Here is a 20,354-nt window from a genome sequence, read left to right on the forward strand (position 1 = left end):
CCTCTTCGGTTGAAGTGATTGCTCGACACTCTCACTTTAGCAAACGAAGCGGTGTTTTTCTATTTACAAGCCCAATACCTGATCACCTTGAAAGACTACAACGACATGCTCTCAAGATGATTTGTGCACTGCGAAAGTTGAGTTGATTAAAATAGATAGTGCAAAATAAATCTAAAAAGAGGAATTGACATGATACCTTTCTTGGATCTTAAACAAGTGAATCTCAGGCATAAAACGGAGATAGAGGATAGAATTTCCGGTGTTCTGCATTCGGGGTGGTATATACTTGGTGAAGAAGTGGACTCTTTCGAGAAGGAGTTTGCCAACTACTGCGGTACCAAACACTGTATTAGTGTTGCAAATTGTTTAGATGCATTAACATTGGTTTTGAGAGCGTATGACATCTCAGAAGATGATGAAGTAATAGTCCCATCTAACACATATATTGCTACAATTTTATCTGTTTCAGCGAATCTTGCAACACCCGTTCTGGTTGAACCAAATATTCAAACCTATAATATCGACCCGGAGAAAATAGAACAATATATAACATCAAAGACGAGAGCTATTATGGTTGTTCATTTATATGGGCAATCATGTAATATGACTCCAATTCTCGATATAGCAAAAAAATATAATTTAAAGGTAATTGAGGATTGTGCCCAGTCCCATGGAGCCATATACAATGGGATTAGGACAGGGAATTTAGGCGATGCGGGGTGCTTTAGTTTTTATCCCGGTAAAAACCTTGGGGCTCTCGGGGATGGAGGAGCGATAACTACCAACGATGATGAGTTAGCACGAAAAGTAGCAGCATTGAGAAATTATGGTTCACATAAAAAGTATGAAAACATATACAAAGGTATTAATAGCAGACTAGATGAGCTTCAAGCAGCAGTACTGAGAGTAAAGCTGCGATATCTCGATGAAGACAATCAGTACCGACGTGATATCGCAAAATATTACTTGCAAAATATAAGTAATCCACTTGTTACTTTACCCTCAATTGAGGAAGAACCACTTTCTCACGTCTGGCATCTCTTTGTTATCCGAGTACAGGATCGGGATGAATTTCAAAGTTATTTATCAGACAAGGGTGTGCAGACTCTCATTCATTATCCAATACCTTCTCATAAGCAACTGGCGTACAAAGAGTGGGAACATTACAAACTACCGATATCGGAAGAAATCCATAACACTGTGCTGAGTATTCCTATTAGTCCTGTGATGCCCTTCGGACATGTTGAGAAAATTGTGGAGGCTATAAATAGCTATGGACTGTAAGAAGAAATTCTCTATTATTGTGCCCATATATTTTAATGAATTAAATATTCCACACACTGTACCGCGACTCAAGAAGTTAGAACAAGTGATTGAGGGGTTTGAATTTGAATTTATTTTTGTAGATGATGGTTCACAAGATAGGTCACTTGAGCTTTTGATGGAAGAAAGAAGTAACGACCAAAGAATAAAAATAATTAAATTAAGCAAGAACTTTGGATCTATGTCTGCAATTCAGGCAGGGCTTACTATCGCATCAGGTGACTGTGTCGGTATTATCGCTGCCGATTTACAAGATCCACCTGAACTGTTTGCGGAAATGATAGAAAAATGGAAAATGGGTAATAAAGTTATAATGGCAACTCGAACAGATCGTGAAGAATCCACCAGTCAAAAGTTATTCTCTAATACTTACTATTATTTTATGGACAAGCTGGCTCTAAAAGGATACCCGAGAGGAGGATTCGACTTTGTATTAATTGATAAACAAGTAGTTAGAGAATTGAATGCAATTCAAGAGAAGAATACAAATATTATGAGTTTGATTTTCTGGCTAGGTCATAACCAGAAGACAATACCTTATGTAAGGCTAGAAAGAAAACATGGCAAATCAAGATGGACTCTCTCAAAGAAAATTAAATTATTTGTAGACTCCTTTGTGAGTTTTTCTTATGTTCCAATCAGATTTATGTCTGTGACAGGATTAATTACTGCGATAATTAGTTTTTTTTATGGTCTGTTTGTAATCTTTAATTTCCTATTTGGTACTATTGAAATGCAAGGCTGGACCTCGATTATTGCACTTATCACCTTCTTGTTGGGAATCATCATGGTGATGATTGGGATAATAGGAGAGTATTTATGGAGAATATTAGACGAGAGTAGAAAACGGCCTTCATATGTTATAGATGAAGTATACAAATAATCAACAAAAAATGGAGGTTGAACATGTTTTGATAAATGACACCTATTTTAAGCATCCTAATTCACTAGTCGAGTCTGAGCGTATCGGAAAAAAAACCAGAATATGGGCATTTGCGCATGTCTTACCTGGAGCGGTTATTGGAGAAAATTGCAATATAAATGATCATACTTTTATCGAAAATGATGTTATTATAGGGAATAATGTTACTATTAAATCAGGTGTATATATTTGGGACGGTGTTCGCCTGGCGGATAACGTCTTTATTGGACCTAATGTTACTTTCACCAATGATCTACAGCCTCGATCAAAACAATATCCAGAATCGTTTGAGAAAACTGTGGTAGAGGAGGGGGCTTCAATTGGGGCGAACTCTACTATTATAGCAGGAAACCGAATTGGTAAGTATGCAATGATTGGAGCAGGTTCAGTAGTAACAAAAGATGTTCCCGACCATAGTCTTTGGTACGGGAATCCTGCAAGGATGAAAGGCTATGTATGTGCTTGCGGAGAAAAATTACTCTCGGACTACACATGTTGTCGTTGTAATAGAAGATACAAGCTAGTCGAGAGTGGAGTTTGTATAATATGAAAGACGTGTTTTTGTTTTAGGAAGCATATGGTATTAATAAGTGGAAAAGTAGGTAGACGAATATGCATACGTATAAAGTAGGCTCGATAGTTTTGAAAAAAATCTGCACGTAAACGGAGAATTACCAAAAATAATTTTTACACCCTCTACGACATTGCGATGCTAGGTATCACGAATCATTCAAAGATACCGTTAAGGTTGGCAGCGATACTAGGTTTTGTTATGTCGGCGTGCAGCTTTTTGGTGGCTATTGGCTATTTGCTGGCCAAACTAATCTTTTGGAATTATTTTACTATGGCTATTGCTCCGTTAGTTATTGGTTGATTCTTATTTTCTTCTGTACAATTGTTTTTATCGGGGGGAATACATTGGTTCTATTCATACACAAGTATTAAAAAGGCCATTAGTAACGGAGAAAGAGAGAATTAATTATTCATATGAAGCGTGATTGTTATTTATAGCAGTCTTGCTGGGGGATATCGCGTGAATGCCGGAAAACGAATTTTCAGTCTTCTGATGAGGATTAAGAATACGGAATTTCAAAAGTTTATTATTGGTGGAGTACTCAACACGCTGCTTGGATATGCTGTATACCTATTGTTGTTGTTAGTTATGTCTTATGAATTTTCATATGTGTTTTCTTATATTATTGGAATATTGATTTCATATTTAATTAATTCAATCTTTGTATTTCGGGTGTCTTTATCATTAAAGAAGTTATTATCTTTTCCGATTGTTTATTTAGTGCAGTTGTTCCTTGGATACATGCTCATGTACGTCATCATTGAGTTATTAAACATAAATGAGATAGTAGCGCCGTTGCTTGTAACCATAACAACAATTCCTGTTACTTTTGTGCTAAGCAGGCGAGTGATTAAGGGTGTTGATAACAAAGAGAATAATATCTGAGAACGGTTAGCACTAACAGGATTTCTACGACTGAGGGACACTGAAAGTTTAAGCCGTCTAGAGGTGGCAATATTGGACAAGATCCAAGTCCTACTATCAACTTACAATGGTGAGATGTATTTAAGAGAACAACTCGAAAGTCTAGAAAAACAGACGTTTGTGCAAATGCATCTTTTTATTAGAGATGATGGTTCTTCCGAGGAAACTCATAAGATCTTAGCATCAGAATTAAGAATGCCCGTATCAATAAATTATGGTTCTAACATCGGAATCCAAGCTAGTTTCTTCGAATTGTTAAATCAAGCTTCAGCAGATGTTGACTACTATGCCTTTTGTGATCAAGATGATGTTTGGAAGCCAGATAAGCTGAGCAGGGCGGCGATGCAATTAAGGGCAGCCCCCTCCAATATCCCTGTAATGTATTGCTCAAGAACACAATTGGTTGATAAAAGCTTGAATCACCTAGGGTATTGGCCTCCAAGGCCGCGAAAGGGAGCTTCTTTCGCAAATGCTGTCATTGAAAATATTGCAGTAGGATGTACGATTGTGATTAACAGGGCAGCGCGAGAATTAATTATTAAGAAAACTCCGAATTATAATATGATAATAATGCATGATTGGTGGATCTACCTGTGCGTTTCTGCTTTTGGAACAATCATTTATGATTCAGAACCAACTATAAAATACAGGCAACACGCCTCTAATAGTATTGGAGGTAATTCCGGAATCTTACAGAAGTGGAACAGGAAGGCGACTTCTTTTAAAAAAAATAGAAAACTAAAATTACTGCGAAAACAAGCTCAAGAGTTCTATGAGTTATATAGGGAAGAATTAACGATGGATAAAAGGGAGACAATTGAAGTTTTTTTGAGTAGCAATTCTTCTTTCTCTAAACGAATTAAATACAGTTCTAATTCCAAATTATATCGCCAATCAATTATAGATCACTACTTATTTCGGTTGATGTATTTACTAAACATGATCTAAGATCAAATTCAGAAATTAGGAGCGTTCATTATGAAAGGAATCATTCTCGCTGGAGGAACCGGTTCACGCCTGTTCCCACTAACCAAAGTAACCAATAAGCACTTACTCCCAGTAGGCAAGTATCCAATGATCTTCCATGCAGTAGCCAAGCTAAAGGAAGCTGACATTACTGATATTCTCATTGTAACGGGGAAGGATCACATGGGTGAAGTCGTCAATCTGCTCGGAAGCGGCAAAGAGATGGGTGTAACTTTTACTTATAAAGTTCAGGACGAAGCTGGTGGAATCGCCCAGGCTCTGGGATTAGCCGAGCATTTTGTGGGCAATGACACAATGACGGTCATTTTAGGTGACAATGTGTTTTCCGATAGTATCGTTCCTTTTGTTGATAGTTTTAACAAAGAAGGCCAAGGCGCGAAAATTCTCCTGCAGAAAGTTCCGGATCCTAAGAGATACGGGGTACCGGAGCTTCAGGGCGAACAAATCGTGTCCATTGAGGAAAAACCAAGCCATCCGAAGAGTCAATATGCGGTAACGGGCATATATATGTTTGATGCGAATGTATTCAACATCATTCGGACATTAAAGCCTTCCGGCCGCGGTGAACTGGAAATCACGGACGTGAACAACGCTTATATTGCCGCTGGACAGTTAAAATACGACGTATTGCAGGGCTGGTGGACGGATGCGGGAACGCATGCTTCTCTTACGCATGCTAATGAGTTGGCGAAGGATGTTCTCTTCGGGGAAGAGTTCGGAAAACTAAAGCTGTAGCGTACAGAGATTGGAGCAGTGAAATGAAGGTCATTGAGACTAAATTGGCTGGAGTTAAACTGATAGATCCATCTGTATTCGGGGATCATCGGGGCTTTTTCATGGAATCATACAGCTCCAAAAAATTCGCGGAGAATGGTATCGGTTGCGAATTTGTTCAGGACAATCATTCGTTATCCGTGGAAGCGGGGGTATTAAGAGGACTTCATTATCAATTGAATCCGAAAGCCCAATCCAAGCTCGTAAGAGTAACGGTCGGAGCAATTTACGACGTGGTAGTCGATATCCGTAAAGGTTCTCCTACATTCGGACAGTGGGAAGGTTTTATATTGTCGTCCGCCAATAAACGCCAGTTGTTCGTTCCTCAAGGTTTTGCGCACGGATTTTGCACTTTGGTACCCCATACAGAAGTATTATACAAGGTAGATGAGTTCTATTCGCTGGAGAACGATCGCGGAATAGCGTGGAATGACCCAGCTTTAGGAATCGATTGGCCGGTGCTGCAACCTGTACTATCGGATAAAGATTCCCAGCATCCATTAATAGCAGATGCGGAACTCAATTTCGAATACGAAGGGTGACTGAAAACAAATGAAATTGCTTGTTACCGGCGGGGCCGGATTTATTGGCAGTAACTTTGTTCACTATAGCTTAAAGGAACATCCCCAGGACGAACTAATTAATGTCGACAGTCTCACGTATGCAGGGAATCTGGAAAACTTAAAGTCGGTGGATGAGAACCCAAATTATCGATTCGTGAAAGCCGATATCGCCGATCGCGCCTCTCTTGAGCCATTGTTCGAGACAGGCATTGATGTTGTCGTGAATTTTGCCGCGGAGTCTCATGTCGACCGAAGCATTCTTGATCCGGGAGTTTTCGTTAGAACGAACATTACGGGTACTCAGACTTTGCTTGATCTTGCGAAACAATACAAAGTCGGTAAATTCGTGCAGGTTTCTACGGATGAGGTATACGGAACATTGGGCGATACGGGGCTATTCACGGAAGAGACGCCACTTCAACCTAATAGCCCATATTCGGCAAGCAAAGCGGGCGCAGATCTGTTAGTGCGGGCGTACCATGAAACATATGGAATGAATGTCAATATTACTCGATGTTCCAACAATTATGGCCCGTACCAGTTCCCGGAGAAGCTCATACCGCTCATGATTCAGAATGCGCTATCCGATAAATCTCTTCCTGTATACGGAGACGGATTGAACGTGCGGGATTGGTTGTACGTCGAAGATCATTGTAACGCAATAGATCTTGTCATTTGTAAAGGACGCAGCGGAGAAGTGTACAATGTAGGCGGTAATAACGAGCGCACGAATATTCAAGTCGTGAAGACGATACTAGCCGAACTCAACAAACCGGAGTCGCTGATTCGCTATGTTGACGATCGTCTTGGACATGATCGGCGCTATGCCATTGATGCTACAAAAATACGCGACGAATTAGGATGGAGTCCGAAATATAATTACGAATCCGGCATTCGGGAAACGATACGCTGGTACCTGAATCATCAAGAATGGATGCAACAAGTAATCTCGGGCGCTTATCAGCACTATTACGCACAACAGTACGGGCAACGATTGGGAGGCTAATCATGTATGAGGGCAAGATGACGCTTCTGGTGACGGGGGCGAATGGGCAGTTAGGGCAAGAGTTGGTTAGGCTTGGCGACGATGCCATTCGAATTGTCGGATATGGTCGCCAGCAGTTAGACGTTACGAACTTGCAGCAATGTAGGGACGTTATCCGAGCTGTCCGCCCTGACGTCATTATTCATGCCGCTGCTTATACGGCCGTAGATCAAGCGGAGATGGATGCGGATGAAGCCTATCGCATTAATGCGGTGGGTACTCGCAATTTGACTCTTGCTTCACACGAACAGGGGGCTAAAATCTGTTACATCAGTACGGATTATGTGTTCGACGGAAGCGCATCTCGCCCTTATAACGAGTATGATAATACGAATCCGCAATCGGTTTACGGCAAGTCCAAGAGAGCCGGTGAGATTCTGCTTCAGAGCCTAAGCGATCGTTATTTTATCGTGAGAACATCATGGATATACGGGAAATATGGGAACAACTTCGTAAAAACGATGTTGAAGCTTGCCAAGGAACGCGATTCCGTGTCCATCGTTCATGATCAGATTGGATCGCCGACTTATACCTTAGATATAGCGAGGTTTCTTGTTGAACTTGTTAGGACCGAAGCCTACGGTATCTATCATGCTTCCAATTCGGGAGTATGTACCTGGTTCGAATTCGCAAAAGCTATTTTCGAAGAGATCGGTTCCTCGATTCGAACAGAACCTTGTACAACCGAACAGTTTCCGCGGCCTGCTCCACGACCAGCCTATTCCGTAATGGATCATTCGGCCATTCGGCAAAACGGCTTTAAGGATCTTAGGCATTGGAGAGATGCTTTGCGGGCGTACTTAAAGGACTGCGAGGGATGACTATTCCGGCGGATAGATCCACAGTTGGGGTGTGCAATGTTACCTCATCAAGCCGCATATCATTGATTCCACAGGCTTGGAAATGAAATCGGTAAGAAGACAACGAAGGAAGTTATATATACGGGGTATCCGTGCGCCGCTGCAATGTACTCAAAAAATGATCCAAGCCATCTCTTTCGAAAACCGTTATTTCGATGATGATTAAGAATGAGCAACTGGGTTGGCGTTGGTGGTTGAATTTTCCGAAATTACTTATCATTGAAATCATTTTTCATGGATATTTATTGTTCGTGGATCCGAAAATGATGCTTGGAAGTTGGCCAGAGTTATTTCGTTTGATTCCTTCCGCTATACGCAAACGTAAAATGATCAAAACCCTGCAGAGGAAGATGAGGTAACATTCCTACGTTTCCCCGACAATCCATAAATTAATACGCCTTGAAGAGGAGCGAGCGAGCCATAATAACGGCATCAACTTCAAGGAGGAATCGATCATGGCCAGAAGGAGCAACAAGCTTGTCGTACCGGAATGCGCGAACGCGATTAATCAGATGAAGTACGAAATTGCATCCGAGCTCGGCGTACAAATCGGGCAGCATGCGGAAGGCTTCGATACGGAATTTGCAGGGGAATTGGGAAGCATAGGAGCCGCCGCATTCGGGCAAGCTTATCTTGGCGACTTAACCTCGAGGGAAGCGGGATCTCTGGGCGGCGGCATTACGAAACGCCTTATTCAGCAAGCGCAACAAACGCTCCTATAAAATAAGGCTGAAGCTGCTGGCGTGACGGGGCTGCTGTCCGTTGACACCCCTCGACAATTCCGGTATCATTATAAATCGAAGGTTAACTTTAACAGCCTTTTCCAATTGGGAAAGGTTGATTTTTATATGTGGAGGTTGGAGACTTTGGCGATTAAAGGCCGGCATCTCTTCACGTCCGAATCGGTCACGGAAGGTCATCCGGATAAGATTTGCGACCAGATTTCCGACGCAGTATTGGATGCTTTCTTGGAAGCCGATCCTTATGCTCGCGTAGCGTGTGAAGTATCCGTAGCAACAGGACTTGTACTCGTGATCGGTGAAATCAGCAGCAGAGCCGATTTTATCGATATCTCTTCCATTGCACGCCGCACGATTAAAGAAATTGGGTATACTCGCGCGAAATACGGCTTTGATTCCAGCACTTGCGCGGTTCTGACTTCTCTGAACGAACAATCCGCGGATATTGCGCAAGGCGTTAACGCTGCACTCGAATCCCGGGACGGCAAAGACGTGCAGCAAGAAAACGAAGACATTGGCGCCGGCGACCAAGGGCTCATGTTCGGATTTGCGACGAACGAGACGCCCGAGTTGATGCCCCTGCCAATCGCGTTGGCTCACCGTCTCTCCCGTCGTTTGTCGGAAGTGCGCAAGAACGGCAAGCTCGCCTATCTCCGCCCGGACGGCAAAACGCAAGTCACCGTGCAGTATGATGACGGCAAGCCGGTGCGCGTCGACACGATTGTCGTATCCACGCAGCATTCCGAAGGCATTACGCTGGAGCAAATCCAGAAAGATATTCGCGAACACGTCATTTATCCAGAGGTTCCGGCAGAGTGGCTGGATGAAGAAACGAAGTTCTTCATCAATCCGACTGGCCGTTTCGTCATTGGCGGACCTCAAGGGGATGCCGGTCTGACCGGGCGTAAAATTATCGTTGACACCTACGGCGGATACGCTCGTCACGGCGGTGGCGCATTCTCCGGCAAGGATCCGACGAAAGTCGACCGTTCCGCGGCTTACGCGGCTCGCTACGTGGCCAAGAACATCGTTGCTGCCGGCCTCGCCGACAAATGCGAAATTCAGCTCGCTTACGCAATCGGAGTAGCGAGCCCGGTATCGATTAATGTCGATACCTACGGCACCGGCAAAGTAGCTGAGGACAAATTGGTCGAACTGATCAAGAGCAACTTCGATCTCCGCCCTGCAGGCATCATCAAGATGCTCGATCTGCGTCGGCCGATCTACCGCCAGACGGCGGCATACGGCCACTTCGGCCGCACGGACGTCGATCTTCCTTGGGAGCGTCTAGATCGCGTAGAGGCTTTGAAGCAAGGGGCTTTGGAATAAAATTATTGAAAGTACAGAAGCGCATTGTACCTGAAATCAGGACAATGCGCTTTTTTATGTCGAAACCTAATGATGAGCTTCATTTTGGCCGAAGAAATAGGTAAGTATGTTCATTTTCGGGAGGTCATTCGGTTGCAACGAATTCGCACTCTATCTCTTATTTTAACAGTTGCGCTACTTTTACAAACTTTTGCTTTCCCGGTTGCCGAAGCAGCTCCCAGTGGGCCGGTAGTTGTCGCTATGACTCCGAGCAATGGAGCAACGGCTGCTGTCACGACGACCAATCTGATGCTTACATTTGATGAGGAGATTGTTCGGGGAGCAGGGATGATCGAGCTTCGCGATGCAGATAGCGGAACGCTCGTTGAGCAGTATGATATTTCAGCAACTACTCCTCCTGTCGTTCAATTGGATAATCAAAATAAGTCCATCGTCATTACGCCAACTACAGCCTTAACGTCAGGAGCCCGTTATTCGGTTATCGTGCCGCCCGATGCGGTTCGCAACTATTCTAATAACGCATCATTCGTAGGGACTGCTTGGAGCTTCCGGGCGGAACAGCTCGTTCCGGTTGCCATGAACTTCGTGCCCGCCAATGGGTTTCAAACGTTGGATCCGGTGAATCCGGGCGACCTTTCCTTTGAATTTGCAAGGAAAGTCGTGAAAGGCTCTGGTTACATTCAGGTTAAAAGAGCTTCGGATAATGTTACCGTGCATTCAGTTAGTATTCATGCATCGGACGTGACAGTTGCCCAGGCCGGGGCGAATTGGAGAGTCAGCCTGGCCCTTAAGGGATTGGAATATGGGAAATCCTATTATGTCCTGATCGACTCCGGGGCGCTCGTAGATCCGTTAAATGGTTCGTATTCCGGAATACAGTCGTCCGGCGGGTGGACGTTCCAAACTAAACCGGCACTCGATACAACCAAGCCGAAGATCAAAACGTTTAATCCTGCCAATAGCGGCGTTCTGGCGGACGTAGACGCCACGCAAATCTCGCTCGAATTCGATGAGCCCGTCTTTGCCAACTCTAACCGGAGCGTCATTCTTACAACTTCGAGCGGTGCGCTGGTCTGTACAGTCCCTGCTACTGCAACCGTTGCAAATACGGGGAGTACCAACGCCATTCTTAATCTTGCCGGGGCATCGTGTCCCAAATTTGTTAATAACACGGACTACACCATACAGATCGGATCCGACGTTTACCGGGATGCAAGCGGTAACTATTTGGACGCGGTAACCTGGAAATTCAAAGTCCTTAAGGACACTACGCCGCCGGCGATCAGCGCTTATTTCCCGACGGTGTCGGCGACTGCGCTCAGTACTTCCTTAAACGAGCTTAGTTTGACCTTTAACGAGCCGCTAGGGCCGTTGGCCTCGGGCGCGACGGCGCAAATCTTCCCGCAAAATGCGCAATCGAGCAAAAGGGATCTCACGATGTCGATTGATCCGGCAAATAACCAAAGAGTCATTCTGAAACTAACGGGAACCGCCAAGCTCGGTAATTCGACGCTTTACTCGGTGACCGTTCCGGCCAACGTCATCCAGGACACTTCGGGCAACTTTTTCGGGGGCATTACGAATCCGTACCAATGGTCCTTCCAAACCGGTACGAACAGTGTGCCCGTCGTTAGCAGTTCGTCGATTAATGGCGCGTCTATCGTACTGAAGTTCAGTGAAAATCTTGACTCGGCAAAGACGCCGAACGCGAGCAATTTCTATACTACGGTCAATGATGCTGCAAGAGCAGTGACAGGAGTATCGGTAAGCGGCAACGAGGTCCGTTTGACTTTGCAAAGCAGTGTGCTGGTCGGCCAGAACGTCAGGCTTTCCTATTATCCGGATACGGTTGTTGCCAGAAGGTTGCAGAATACAAGCGGAATAGAAGTCGCTGCCTTCAATAACCTGCTTATAACGAATTCGACGGATTCTACCCTGCCGAAGCCAGAGAACGGGTATTTCTATGGAAGTTCATTAACTTTGACGTTCAATAAAGCTATGGCGGATGTGGCTCCGCAGTTTCAAACCCAGATTCAGAGCCAGTTCACGGTAAAACAAAACGGCAACGTCATTGGAATCAACTCCGCGTTTTTGAACGGCAACTTCTTGAACATAACTTTGAACTCCTCGTCGACGAGCCCGCTGCCGGTGTCGGTGTCCTATGCGCCGGGAGCCTACCCGCTTCGTGACCCGAACGGCAGCATGGTTCCGGCGTTTACGGATTATTATGTTAGAAATCAATACGACAACGAGCCGCCGCAATTGCAGTCGGCCGTCTTAAACGGCACTAAGATTGTCATGACGTATAACGAAGGGCTGAATCCGAATAGCGTTCCGCCGACTACCGCGTTTTCTGTGGTTACTACGGGAGTAACTCCGCCGACCGTGACGAAGGTCGCGGTAGCGAACAATACGATCGAGCTGACTTTGTCTCAGAGCGTCTCTTCTAACGTTCCGGTCTTGTTGTATTATTACCAGAGCTCGCCGGCTATTATGGATCTGTCCGGCAATATTGCTCCGGCGATCGTGGGATACAACTTTACTTCAGGCTCTAGCGATGTCGCTCAGTTGGCGTCGTCCAGTATCTTGAATAACCAGTTGACGCTGGTCTACTCTGCTCCGCTTAATCCGAATACGGCTCCGTATGCTTCGCAGTATACGGTCAAATATAATGGGACAACGATTCCGGTGACGGGCGTGTCCGTGGCCGGGACTCAGGTCGTTGTGAATCTGTCTTCCTCGGTTGGCGCAGGTCAAACGGTGACGCTGAGCTATATTACGACCGGAAACCCGTTGAGGGATACGCTTGACCGAATCGTTGCCGCGCTTAATAATATTACGGTAGGCGCGCAAACGGGGACGCCGATCGCCAACCTGCCGGATTACCTGGAATCCGACGGAGCGGGAGCTGTCAGGTTGGTCGTCGGCAAGGCGGTAACGGCAACAGCGGCGGTTACTCCATCCGGAAAAGCCGCAAAACGTTACGTGGTGGATGCAAATAAGCTGGCGGCCTCCTATTCTTTGATTAAGTCGAACAGCGGCGTTACCGTTCCGCGGGTATCGGTTCGTATTCCGGCGACGGAGGCAGGGGCGCTCGTGAGCCTTCCGATTCAATCGCTGATCTCATCGGCGACGAACGTATCCAATGCGGAATTCCTGCTCGATTTTGGAGATGTACAGTTTAATCTGCCGTTAAATGCGATCAACTTTACGAAACAGCTGCAGCAAATCGGAGGCAATAATTCGAGCGATGCCGCTCTGCTGTTAAGCATTGAGAAGGTATCGGACACTTCGTTCATTGCGGCGCTTGCCGGTCAGGGCGCACAGAGAGTAGCTGCTCCTGCGGATTTTACGGCGTCGATTCTATTCGGCGGAAGGGAATATCCGATTACTAACTACGATAGGTACGTAACGCGTTCGTTTGTAATCCCTGCATCCGCTGGATCGCTCGATAACTTGGCCGTCGTATATCTCGATCCTGCAACAGGCAAAATCAGCTACGTGCCGACTACGGTTACGAATAATGGAACCTCGTTGTACGTGAATTTCATGCGCAAGGGCAACAGCAAGTATGCGGTAGTTCGCAAAACGATGCAGTATGCCGATATGAGAACGCATTGGGCTAACGGAGACGTATCGTTGCTGGCTTCGAAGTTTATCGTGGATGGGACTACGCCAACGACATTTTCTCCGAAAGCTAACATTACCAGAGCGGATTTTGCACAGTACATCGTTCGGGGATTAGGCTTGAGCGGCGATCGTTCGGCTGCGGGCAAGTTCTCGGACGTGCCGGGTTCCGGCGCTTCTGCCGCATACATCGGGGCAGCGAGCGCAGCGGGAATCGTCCAAGGGGGAACGGACGGCAAGTTCAGGCCGAATGCGCCGATAACGCGCGAAGAGATGGCAACGATGATGGTACGGGCCATGGCTGTTGCAGGAGTCCAGCAGTCCGCCGACAGCTCCAACCTGAACCGCTTCAACGATAGGGGAAGCATTAGCAGTTGGGCGAGAGACGGCGTGTCGATCAGCGTGCAGGCCGGCATTATCGGGGGAGTGACGCCTACGACGATGAAGCCGAAGAGCAACGCGACCCGGGCGGAAGCCGTCGTTATGATAAAAAGGCTGTTGGAGTTCGTAGAATTTATTGATTCCTAAGAACGATTGAGAGAAGGTTTTCGATGAATCACTCCCGAATTGCCGAGGCAGGGTTGGCGAAACCCGGAACAACCCTCCGCTATCCCTTCGATCCAGATTTGCCCGTGCTGTTCGTAGGGAGCAAGATGTTCGCGCTGCTCGGGCATACGGGGGAGCGGGAGAGCGTCAACCTGAAGGCGGACCCGGAAGAGGCCTGGCTGCTGAGGCAGCAATATCCCGAAGCGGTGCTGCCGGGATACCATATGAACAAGAAGCATTGGAACACGGTCGTCCTGGACGGTACGGTGCCGGATGATGAAGTGTTCGCGATGCTGGAGCAGTCCTATCAGCTCGTGAGGAGCAAGCTGCCTAAGCGGGAGAGGGACGAGATGCAATAATGAAGAGAGGGCAGCGGAAGAATGCTGTCCTCTTCTTTATATGGAGCAGGAGGCGACCGCATTGGATGATGGAGGAAAGAGATTCGTTTTCATCGGACTTGGCGTTGTGCTGTGCGCGATTACGCTGCAATCCGTCAGCATCGGGTTGTTGGGGAACAGCATCGTCAGCAATTTGCCGTGGCTCGGTTCTCTGTTGACGATTATCGACGCTCTCTACCTTTCGCATTATCTGAATAGCGGCATAACCATCGGCAATCTGGGTCAGTTCACCTTAAGGGCGATCAGCTTGGCCGCAACGGGCGTGGCGGTCGCCAAATACTACGAGTGGGGAATCTATCGGCTGAAGGAACTGTTAAACGATTGGGATGAATCCCTTTCGAGGCTGATTCAATTCCTCATCTTTGCGATCGCGGTTGCCGTACATTTCGTTGCGTACTATTTTCTCCATGTGGTATATGTCGAAATGCTTCTTGGCAGCTTTCTGAAGTTTCAGGAACTGATGGAAAAGCTGCGAGGTTTGCTAGATTCTGTACCGTATTAAAATTTCGAGATAATCGAATCTCGGATGTAACTTTTGGCTTCTTCATGAGTCTAATAGAGTAGGGATAGTAGGAAGTTTGCTAGATGATAGGCGCCGACGGCGCCGAGGCCGAACTCCGCCCCAAATCCAATAGACTTACAGGAGAACAGAAGTACATGCCATTATTCACTTCACAAGCCCGACAGAAGCGTTCCAGGTTCGTGTTGCCTTTTCTCGCAGGAGTGTTGGTGTTCACCGGTCCCGTCAGCACGGGATTCATCTCCGTTCCTCATGCCGTCGCCGCGACTCAAAAGTCGGCGGTCACTTATAAGCTCTCCAAGCAAAACGAAACGATCGTGACTTCCGGTGTTCGCCAGCTGACGTATGCCTGGATTCCTTCCGACTCTTCGATTCCGACCGAAGTGTTGCACGTTCTGCAAGTAGACCTCAAAAATCCGTACGTCCAGCTCAACGCGATGGGAGGGCCGAAGGGAAGCGTGACCGGAAAACAGTCGGTCGGAGCGATGACGAAAGAAACAGGGGCGGTTGCCGGCATCAACGGAGACGTGTTCCGGACGGGCAGCGGCACGGAAGGCGTGCCGATGGGCGCGCAGATTACTTCGGGGCAGCTGCTCGTCAGTACCGAGCAACTGCAGGGAATGTATGCGTTCGGCGTAACGAAGGATCGCCAGCCGATCATCGACAATTTCGTGTTCACCGGTACGGTAACGGCGGTGGACAAAGGCGTCTCTTACCCGCTGGCGGGGCTGAACAAGTCGGCCTATCGCACGGAGCCGGACAAGGCCTATAGCCATGTTAACGCGCTGTACATGTATACGAGCGCCTGGACTGCGGCGGAGCGGCCGGCGAACAGCGCGGCTACGCCGAACGAGGCGCTGGTTATCGACGGCGTCGTGACCGAGGTTGCCGTAAAAGGAGCGATCTCGACTCCGATCCCAGAAAACGGCTTTGTGCTGCGGGGGCACAATGGGAGAGACTCGGGCAACTTCGTCGCCAATCTGGCGGTCGGGGAGCGGATTACCGCGGACTACTCTCTGACGACGGCTTCGGGCAAGGCCTACAACCCGTCCGACTTCCAGATGATGGTGAGCGGACATACGCTGCTGATGGACCAGGGCGCTCCCGTCTCCTTCACGAGAGACGTCAACGGGCTAAGCGGGTATGCGGATCGCGCTCGTACGGCCGCAGGCTTTTCCAAGGACGGTTCCACGGCATACTTGCTTACTGTCGAAGAGAACGGCGGCCGCAAAGGCGTCACGCTGAAAGAACTGCAGCAGATGCTCAAGGAGCTCGGCGTCTGGAAGGCGGTCAATCTTGACGGGGGCGGCTCGACGACGATGGTGACGCGGCCGTTGGGGGATTTCCAAACGCAGCTCGCTCATCCGACTTCCTTCGGGACGACGCAGCGTCTCGTGACGAACGGAATCGGCGTCTACACGACAGCGCCGCAAGGCTCGCTGAAGGGCATCGTGGCCAGCGGACCGCAAACGCTGTTCATCGGACAGCAGGCGAACTACTCCCTCAAAGCGTACGATACGTATTACAATCCGATCGATCCGAACGGGGTAACGCCAGTCTGGAGCATCGACAAGCATTTGGGCGCGTTCGCCAACGGAACGTTCCAAGCCGCGAAGGCCGGATCGGCTACGGTCAGCGTGAAATCGGGAAGCGCAAGCGACTCGCTGAAGCTGGAGATCGTCGGCGAAGCGCAGGTTGCCAAGCTGATCGTCGAGCCGAGCTCGACGCTGCTGAAGCCGGGAGCGGTGATCAACGTTCCGGTGAAAGCGCAGCTGACGGACGGGCGGTTGTTGTCGGTGCCGGCTTCGTCGGTATCCTGGGAGTTCAAGGGCTTCACGGCAACGGCGCAGGACGGCAAGCTGACGATAGGCAAGGTGCAGAACGACATTGCCGCGGGCTACGCCATCGCGAGGTATGACGGCTTCGGAGCGGTAGCCGTGCTGGCGCCGGGAACGGAGCAGCTGCTGGAGGACTTCGAGAAGGCGACGTACAACGTGGGCTTCTCCGGCACTCCAGTCGAGACGGCTGGATCGGCGGCGATCGTCACGGGAATCACCGGACGCGAGACGTCGAAAGTGCTGGCGATGGACTATGACTTTACGGTCGGGACCGGCAAAAGGTTCGCGAACGCCGTTCTAAACGACGGCAAAGGGATCGCGATCCAGGGATCGCCGAGCGCCATCTCGATCGACGTGCTGGGCGACGGCGGCATGCACTGGCTGCGGGCCGAGTTCATTAACGGAGACGGCAAGGCGGCTTACGCCACGATCGCCGACAAGGTCGATTGGACCGGCTGGAAGAACATTCGTTTCGACCTGGCTCAAGCGGGGCTGAAGGGCGAAGCCAAGCTGGCCAAGCTGTACCTGGTGAACCAGGAGCAGGATCAGGACGAACGGGCGATGCAGGGTCAGATCGCCTTCGACAATCTCGTGCTCCAATATCCTCCGGGACAAATCCCGGTCTCCAATCCGACGATCGTCATGACGGTCGGGAAGAAGCAAGCTACGGTAGACGGGAAGCAAGCGACGCTTCCGGGTGCGCCTTTTATCCAGAAAGGAACGAACACGAACTACTTGCCGCTCCGCTTCGTCGGGGATACGCTCGGGGCTCAGGTCGTCTGGAACAATGCGGATAAGAGAGTCACGGTGCTTCGCGGGGACAAAATGCTGGAACTGTGGGTCGGCAAGGACACGATGACCGTAAACGGAGTCCGCCAGCCGATGGCGGCGGCGCCCCTGCTGATCAAGGGCAGCGTCTATGTTCCGGTTCGTCTCGTATCCGAGCAGCTTGGGCAGAAAGTAGATTGGGAGAACAAAACTCAAACGATTACAATTCGTTAATTTTAGACCGAAAGTCCTATTCCTCTCTCGATGAGACTTCAAAATATGGTATGATGTAAACATGGCTAGCAAATGAGATCGGCTGTAGGCTGGTAGAAGAAGATTTTAGACGGCGGCTCGAGTAGGGGAGTAGTTAGCGTGGATTATCATGTAGACCAGATAGACCGCGTCATCCAGAATGCGATTTCCGTCATGGAAGACAGCAAGGTCCAAGTGTTCGAAATCTGCGAGGCTGCCCGTCGGGAGCTGCTCTCCCTCACGCATGAGTTGGAGACCGTTCTGCAGGAGACGTCGGATACGATAGACAAGGTAGATCGAATAGAACGGGATTACCGGCTGGCGAGAATCCGGCTCACGGAGGTGAGCCGGGATTTCGTCCGGTATTCGGAGCGGGACATTAAGTCGGCGTACGAGAAGGCGACGCAGCTCCAGCTCGACTTGATGGTCTACCGGGAAAAAGAAAGCTATCTGAAAGCCCGGAGAGACGAGCTGCAGATGAGGGTGAAGGGCGTAGAAGTGTCTATCGAACGCGCGGATACGATCAATCTGCAGATGAGCGTCGTGCTCGACTATTTGTCAGGGGACTTGACCCAGGTTACGCGAATACTGGAATCGGCGAAAAATCGTCAGATGATCGGTCTCAAGATCATTCTGGCCCAGGAAGATGAGCGCAAGCGAATTGCCAGAGAAATTCATGACGGACCGGCCCAGTCGCTCGCCAACCTCGTTCTAAGAACGGAAATTGCCGAGCGGATGCTGGACACGAACGATCTTGAACTCGTGCGCAGCGAACTGATCGACCTGAAGTCGCAAATCCGGATCGGGTTGGAGGAAATACGCAAAATTATTTTCAACCTTCGTCCGATGGCTTTGGATGATCTCGGTCTGGTGCCGACGCTTCGCAAGTTCGTGCAGGACTTCGAGGAGAAGACGAGAATTCGTTCTGTATTTGAGACGTCGGGCAAGGAGAAAAGGTTGCCGAACGCGATGGAAGCGGCCATGTTCCGGCTCGTGCAGGAAGGCTTCAACAACGCGCTGAAGCATGCGCAGTCGACGTTCGTCTCGCTTGAGCTGATCTTTCTGGACGACACCGTCCGGATGTTCATACAAGATAACGGAGTCGGGTTCCATCCGGATATCGTGGAGGCCCGTTCCAAATCGCATTCCCATTTCGGCTTGATCGGGATGAAGGAGCGCGTGGATTTGCTGCAAGGCAAGATAGAGATCGAATCGACGATCGGGCAAGGCACGGTAATCAAGATCAATGTTCCCATAAAAGCGGATTCAAGAAAGGAGTTAATCGCGCATGGAGAATAAGACAGCGGTACGTACGATTAAAGTGCTTCTAGCCGACGATCACCAGCTCTTCCGCGAAGGACTGAAGCGGATTCTGAACATGGAGAGCGATCTGGAGGTTATCGGAGAGTGCGGCGACGGAATTCAGGTGCTGGAGTTCTGCAACCGGGAGAAGCCGGACGTCGTGCTGCTCGACATTAATATGCCGATCGAGAACGGCGTGGTGGCGACCGAGAAGCTGCGCGATATTTTTCCGGAGATCAAGGTCATCATCCTCTCGATTCACGACGACGAGAGCTACGTGTTCGAGACCCTGCGCAAGGGCGCGACGGGGTATCTGCTGAAGGACATGGAAGCGGAGTCGCTGGTTAACGCCATCCGCACGGTCGCGGAAGGACATGCTTACATACATCCGAAAGTAACGGGCAAGCTGATCAACCAGCTTCGCCGCATGACTTATCTTGACGAGATCGGCGCCGCTTCGGGGGCGGCTGCGAGCCGGGAGACGGTGACGAAATTTATCCCGCGCGGCAACAACCCGCTCACCCGCCGCGAAGCGGAGGTGCTCCGGCTCATGGCCGAGGGCAAGAGCAACAAGACGATCGGGGAGAACCTGTTCATCAGCGAGAAAACGGTCAAAAACCACGTCAGCAGCATTCTGCAGAAGATGGAAGTGGACGATCGCACGCAGGCCGTTATCAACTCGATCAAGTATGGCTGGGTCACTTTGTAATACATAATAAGCGAATCGCGGTTTCCGGGCTGATGGGCTTGGGGATCGCGGTTTTTTTTGTGGGGTGGGGGGGCGAGTGGCAGACCGTTATCATCTGGCCCGCTTGGGGCCAGATCGCCCGCTTTAACGGTCTGGCAGACCGTTATCTGCCCGGCACGGGCCAGATCGCCCGCTTTAACGGTCTGGCAGACCGTTATCTGCCGGGCTCGGGCCAGATCGCCCGCATTAACGGTCTGGCTGGACCTCTGTCAAGAAAGTGGACACCTTTTAAGCGCATTTAGCTGATTTTTTTGTAATATATGGCCTCAAATCGATCCGGCGATACGTAACCCAAAGAACCATGGATTCTCTTG

The 20,354-nt window shown here is 48.9% G+C and carries 19 protein-coding genes; all 19 read left to right on the forward strand.

Going from position 1 to position 20,354, the window contains the following annotated elements; all coding sequences use genetic code 11:
- Positions 1-189 precede the first annotated feature (189 nt).
- The 19 genes from ACESLK_RS28040 to ACESLK_RS28130 all read left to right on the forward strand — a co-directional run bounded on the left by ACESLK_RS28040 (position 190) and on the right by ACESLK_RS28130 (position 20,282).
- A complete protein-coding gene (locus ACESLK_RS28040; protein ID WP_373233118.1) occupies positions 190-1,284 on the forward strand; it encodes a DegT/DnrJ/EryC1/StrS family aminotransferase in 1,095 nt (364 codons plus the stop codon).
- Complete coding sequence (locus ACESLK_RS28045; protein WP_373233119.1) at positions 1,274-2,206, forward strand: glycosyltransferase family 2 protein; 933 nt, start codon at positions 1,274-1,276, stop codon at positions 2,204-2,206. Before ACESLK_RS28040 ends, ACESLK_RS28045 begins: the two co-directional genes overlap by 11 nt.
- Entirely contained in the window at positions 2,190-2,795 is a 606-nt protein-coding gene (locus ACESLK_RS28050; protein WP_373233120.1) for an acyltransferase, read from the forward strand. The genes ACESLK_RS28045 and ACESLK_RS28050 overlap by 17 nt, the downstream gene beginning before the upstream one ends.
- A 483-nt stretch (positions 2,796-3,278) precedes the next feature.
- The gene (locus ACESLK_RS28055) at positions 3,279-3,704 is read left to right on the forward strand and encodes a GtrA family protein (RefSeq protein ID WP_373233121.1); all 426 of its coding nucleotides are present in this window, start codon (positions 3,279-3,281) and stop codon (positions 3,702-3,704) included.
- A 72-nt stretch (positions 3,705-3,776) separates the two neighbouring features.
- Positions 3,777-4,691, forward strand: coding sequence for a glycosyltransferase family 2 protein (locus ACESLK_RS28060; RefSeq protein WP_373233122.1), 915 nt, complete (start codon positions 3,777-3,779; stop codon positions 4,689-4,691).
- A gap of 30 nt (positions 4,692-4,721) precedes the next feature.
- The gene (locus ACESLK_RS28065) at positions 4,722-5,465 is read left to right on the forward strand and encodes a sugar phosphate nucleotidyltransferase (RefSeq protein ID WP_373233123.1); all 744 of its coding nucleotides are present in this window, start codon (positions 4,722-4,724) and stop codon (positions 5,463-5,465) included.
- A gap of 23 nt (positions 5,466-5,488) precedes the next feature.
- The gene (gene rfbC, locus ACESLK_RS28070; RefSeq protein ID WP_373233124.1) at positions 5,489-6,046 is read left to right on the forward strand and encodes a dTDP-4-dehydrorhamnose 3,5-epimerase; all 558 of its coding nucleotides are present in this window, start codon (positions 5,489-5,491) and stop codon (positions 6,044-6,046) included.
- 10 nt (positions 6,047-6,056) lie between these two features.
- Positions 6,057-7,073, forward strand: coding sequence for a dTDP-glucose 4,6-dehydratase (rfbB, locus tag ACESLK_RS28075; protein ID WP_373233125.1), 1,017 nt, complete (start codon positions 6,057-6,059; stop codon positions 7,071-7,073).
- A 17-nt stretch (positions 7,074-7,090) separates the two neighbouring features.
- A complete protein-coding gene (rfbD, locus tag ACESLK_RS28080; RefSeq protein ID WP_373233135.1) occupies positions 7,091-7,933 on the forward strand; it encodes a dTDP-4-dehydrorhamnose reductase in 843 nt (280 codons plus the stop codon).
- A gap of 194 nt (positions 7,934-8,127) precedes the next feature.
- Positions 8,128-8,331: a hypothetical protein gene (locus tag ACESLK_RS28085; RefSeq protein ID WP_373233126.1), complete on the forward strand. Its 204-nt coding sequence runs from the start codon at positions 8,128-8,130 to the stop codon at positions 8,329-8,331.
- Between the two features lie 96 nt (positions 8,332-8,427).
- The gene (locus tag ACESLK_RS28090) at positions 8,428-8,694 is read left to right on the forward strand and encodes an alpha/beta-type small acid-soluble spore protein (protein ID WP_373233127.1); all 267 of its coding nucleotides are present in this window, start codon (positions 8,428-8,430) and stop codon (positions 8,692-8,694) included.
- A 144-nt stretch (positions 8,695-8,838) separates the two neighbouring features.
- Complete coding sequence (gene metK, locus ACESLK_RS28095; protein ID WP_373233136.1) at positions 8,839-10,041, forward strand: methionine adenosyltransferase; 1,203 nt, start codon at positions 8,839-8,841, stop codon at positions 10,039-10,041.
- A 69-nt stretch (positions 10,042-10,110) separates the two neighbouring features.
- A complete protein-coding gene (locus ACESLK_RS28100; protein WP_373233128.1) occupies positions 10,111-14,196 on the forward strand; it encodes an Ig-like domain-containing protein in 4,086 nt (1,361 codons plus the stop codon).
- A 23-nt stretch (positions 14,197-14,219) separates the two neighbouring features.
- A complete protein-coding gene (locus ACESLK_RS28105; protein ID WP_373233129.1) occupies positions 14,220-14,573 on the forward strand; it encodes an MmcQ/YjbR family DNA-binding protein in 354 nt (117 codons plus the stop codon).
- Positions 14,574-14,634: 61 nt separating this feature from the next.
- Entirely contained in the window at positions 14,635-15,114 is a 480-nt protein-coding gene (locus tag ACESLK_RS28110; RefSeq protein WP_373233130.1) for a hypothetical protein, read from the forward strand.
- Positions 15,115-15,197: 83 nt separating this feature from the next.
- Positions 15,198-17,972, forward strand: coding sequence for a stalk domain-containing protein (locus ACESLK_RS28115; RefSeq protein WP_373233131.1), 2,775 nt, complete (start codon positions 15,198-15,200; stop codon positions 17,970-17,972).
- Between the two features lie 138 nt (positions 17,973-18,110).
- The gene (locus ACESLK_RS28120; RefSeq protein WP_373233132.1) at positions 18,111-19,289 is read left to right on the forward strand and encodes a sensor histidine kinase; all 1,179 of its coding nucleotides are present in this window, start codon (positions 18,111-18,113) and stop codon (positions 19,287-19,289) included.
- Positions 19,279-20,001, forward strand: a complete 723-nt coding sequence (locus ACESLK_RS28125; RefSeq protein ID WP_373233133.1) for a response regulator — start codon at positions 19,279-19,281, stop codon at positions 19,999-20,001. The genes ACESLK_RS28120 and ACESLK_RS28125 overlap by 11 nt, the downstream gene beginning before the upstream one ends.
- Before the next feature lie 38 nt (positions 20,002-20,039).
- A complete protein-coding gene (locus ACESLK_RS28130) occupies positions 20,040-20,282 on the forward strand; it encodes a hypothetical protein (RefSeq protein ID WP_373233134.1) in 243 nt (80 codons plus the stop codon).
- The last annotated feature ends 72 nt before the right edge of the window (positions 20,283-20,354 follow it).

Origin of the sequence: Cohnella sp., assembly GCF_041640265.1 — a bacterium.
In the GTDB taxonomy this organism is placed as follows: domain Bacteria; phylum Bacillota; class Bacilli; order Paenibacillales; family Paenibacillaceae; genus Cohnella.

What these genes read in the sequence shown, in the direction of transcription:
- rfbC (WP_373233124.1), top strand. Translation starts at nt 5,489, where the DNA reads ATGAAGGTCATTGAGACTAAATTGGCTGGAGTTAAACTGATAGATCCA.
- ACESLK_RS28125 (WP_373233133.1), top strand. Translation starts at nt 19,279, where the DNA reads ATGGAGAATAAGACAGCGGTACGTACGATTAAAGTGCTTCTAGCCGAC.
- rfbD (WP_373233135.1), top strand. Translation starts at nt 7,091, where the DNA reads ATGACGCTTCTGGTGACGGGGGCGAATGGGCAGTTAGGGCAAGAGTTG.
- ACESLK_RS28040 (WP_373233118.1), top strand. Translation starts at nt 190, where the DNA reads ATGATACCTTTCTTGGATCTTAAACAAGTGAATCTCAGGCATAAAACG.
- ACESLK_RS28085 (WP_373233126.1), top strand. Translation starts at nt 8,128, where the DNA reads ATGATGATTAAGAATGAGCAACTGGGTTGGCGTTGGTGGTTGAATTTT.
- ACESLK_RS28090 (WP_373233127.1), top strand. Translation starts at nt 8,428, where the DNA reads ATGGCCAGAAGGAGCAACAAGCTTGTCGTACCGGAATGCGCGAACGCG.
- ACESLK_RS28065 (WP_373233123.1), top strand. Translation starts at nt 4,722, where the DNA reads ATGAAAGGAATCATTCTCGCTGGAGGAACCGGTTCACGCCTGTTCCCA.
- rfbB (WP_373233125.1), top strand. Translation starts at nt 6,057, where the DNA reads ATGAAATTGCTTGTTACCGGCGGGGCCGGATTTATTGGCAGTAACTTT.
- ACESLK_RS28100 (WP_373233128.1), top strand. Translation starts at nt 10,111, where the DNA reads ATGATGAGCTTCATTTTGGCCGAAGAAATAGGTAAGTATGTTCATTTT.
- ACESLK_RS28045 (WP_373233119.1), top strand. Translation starts at nt 1,274, where the DNA reads ATGGACTGTAAGAAGAAATTCTCTATTATTGTGCCCATATATTTTAAT.
- ACESLK_RS28105 (WP_373233129.1), top strand. Translation starts at nt 14,220, where the DNA reads ATGAATCACTCCCGAATTGCCGAGGCAGGGTTGGCGAAACCCGGAACA.
- ACESLK_RS28050 (WP_373233120.1), top strand. Translation starts at nt 2,190, where the DNA reads ATGAAGTATACAAATAATCAACAAAAAATGGAGGTTGAACATGTTTTG.
- ACESLK_RS28115 (WP_373233131.1), top strand. Translation starts at nt 15,198, where the DNA reads ATGATAGGCGCCGACGGCGCCGAGGCCGAACTCCGCCCCAAATCCAAT.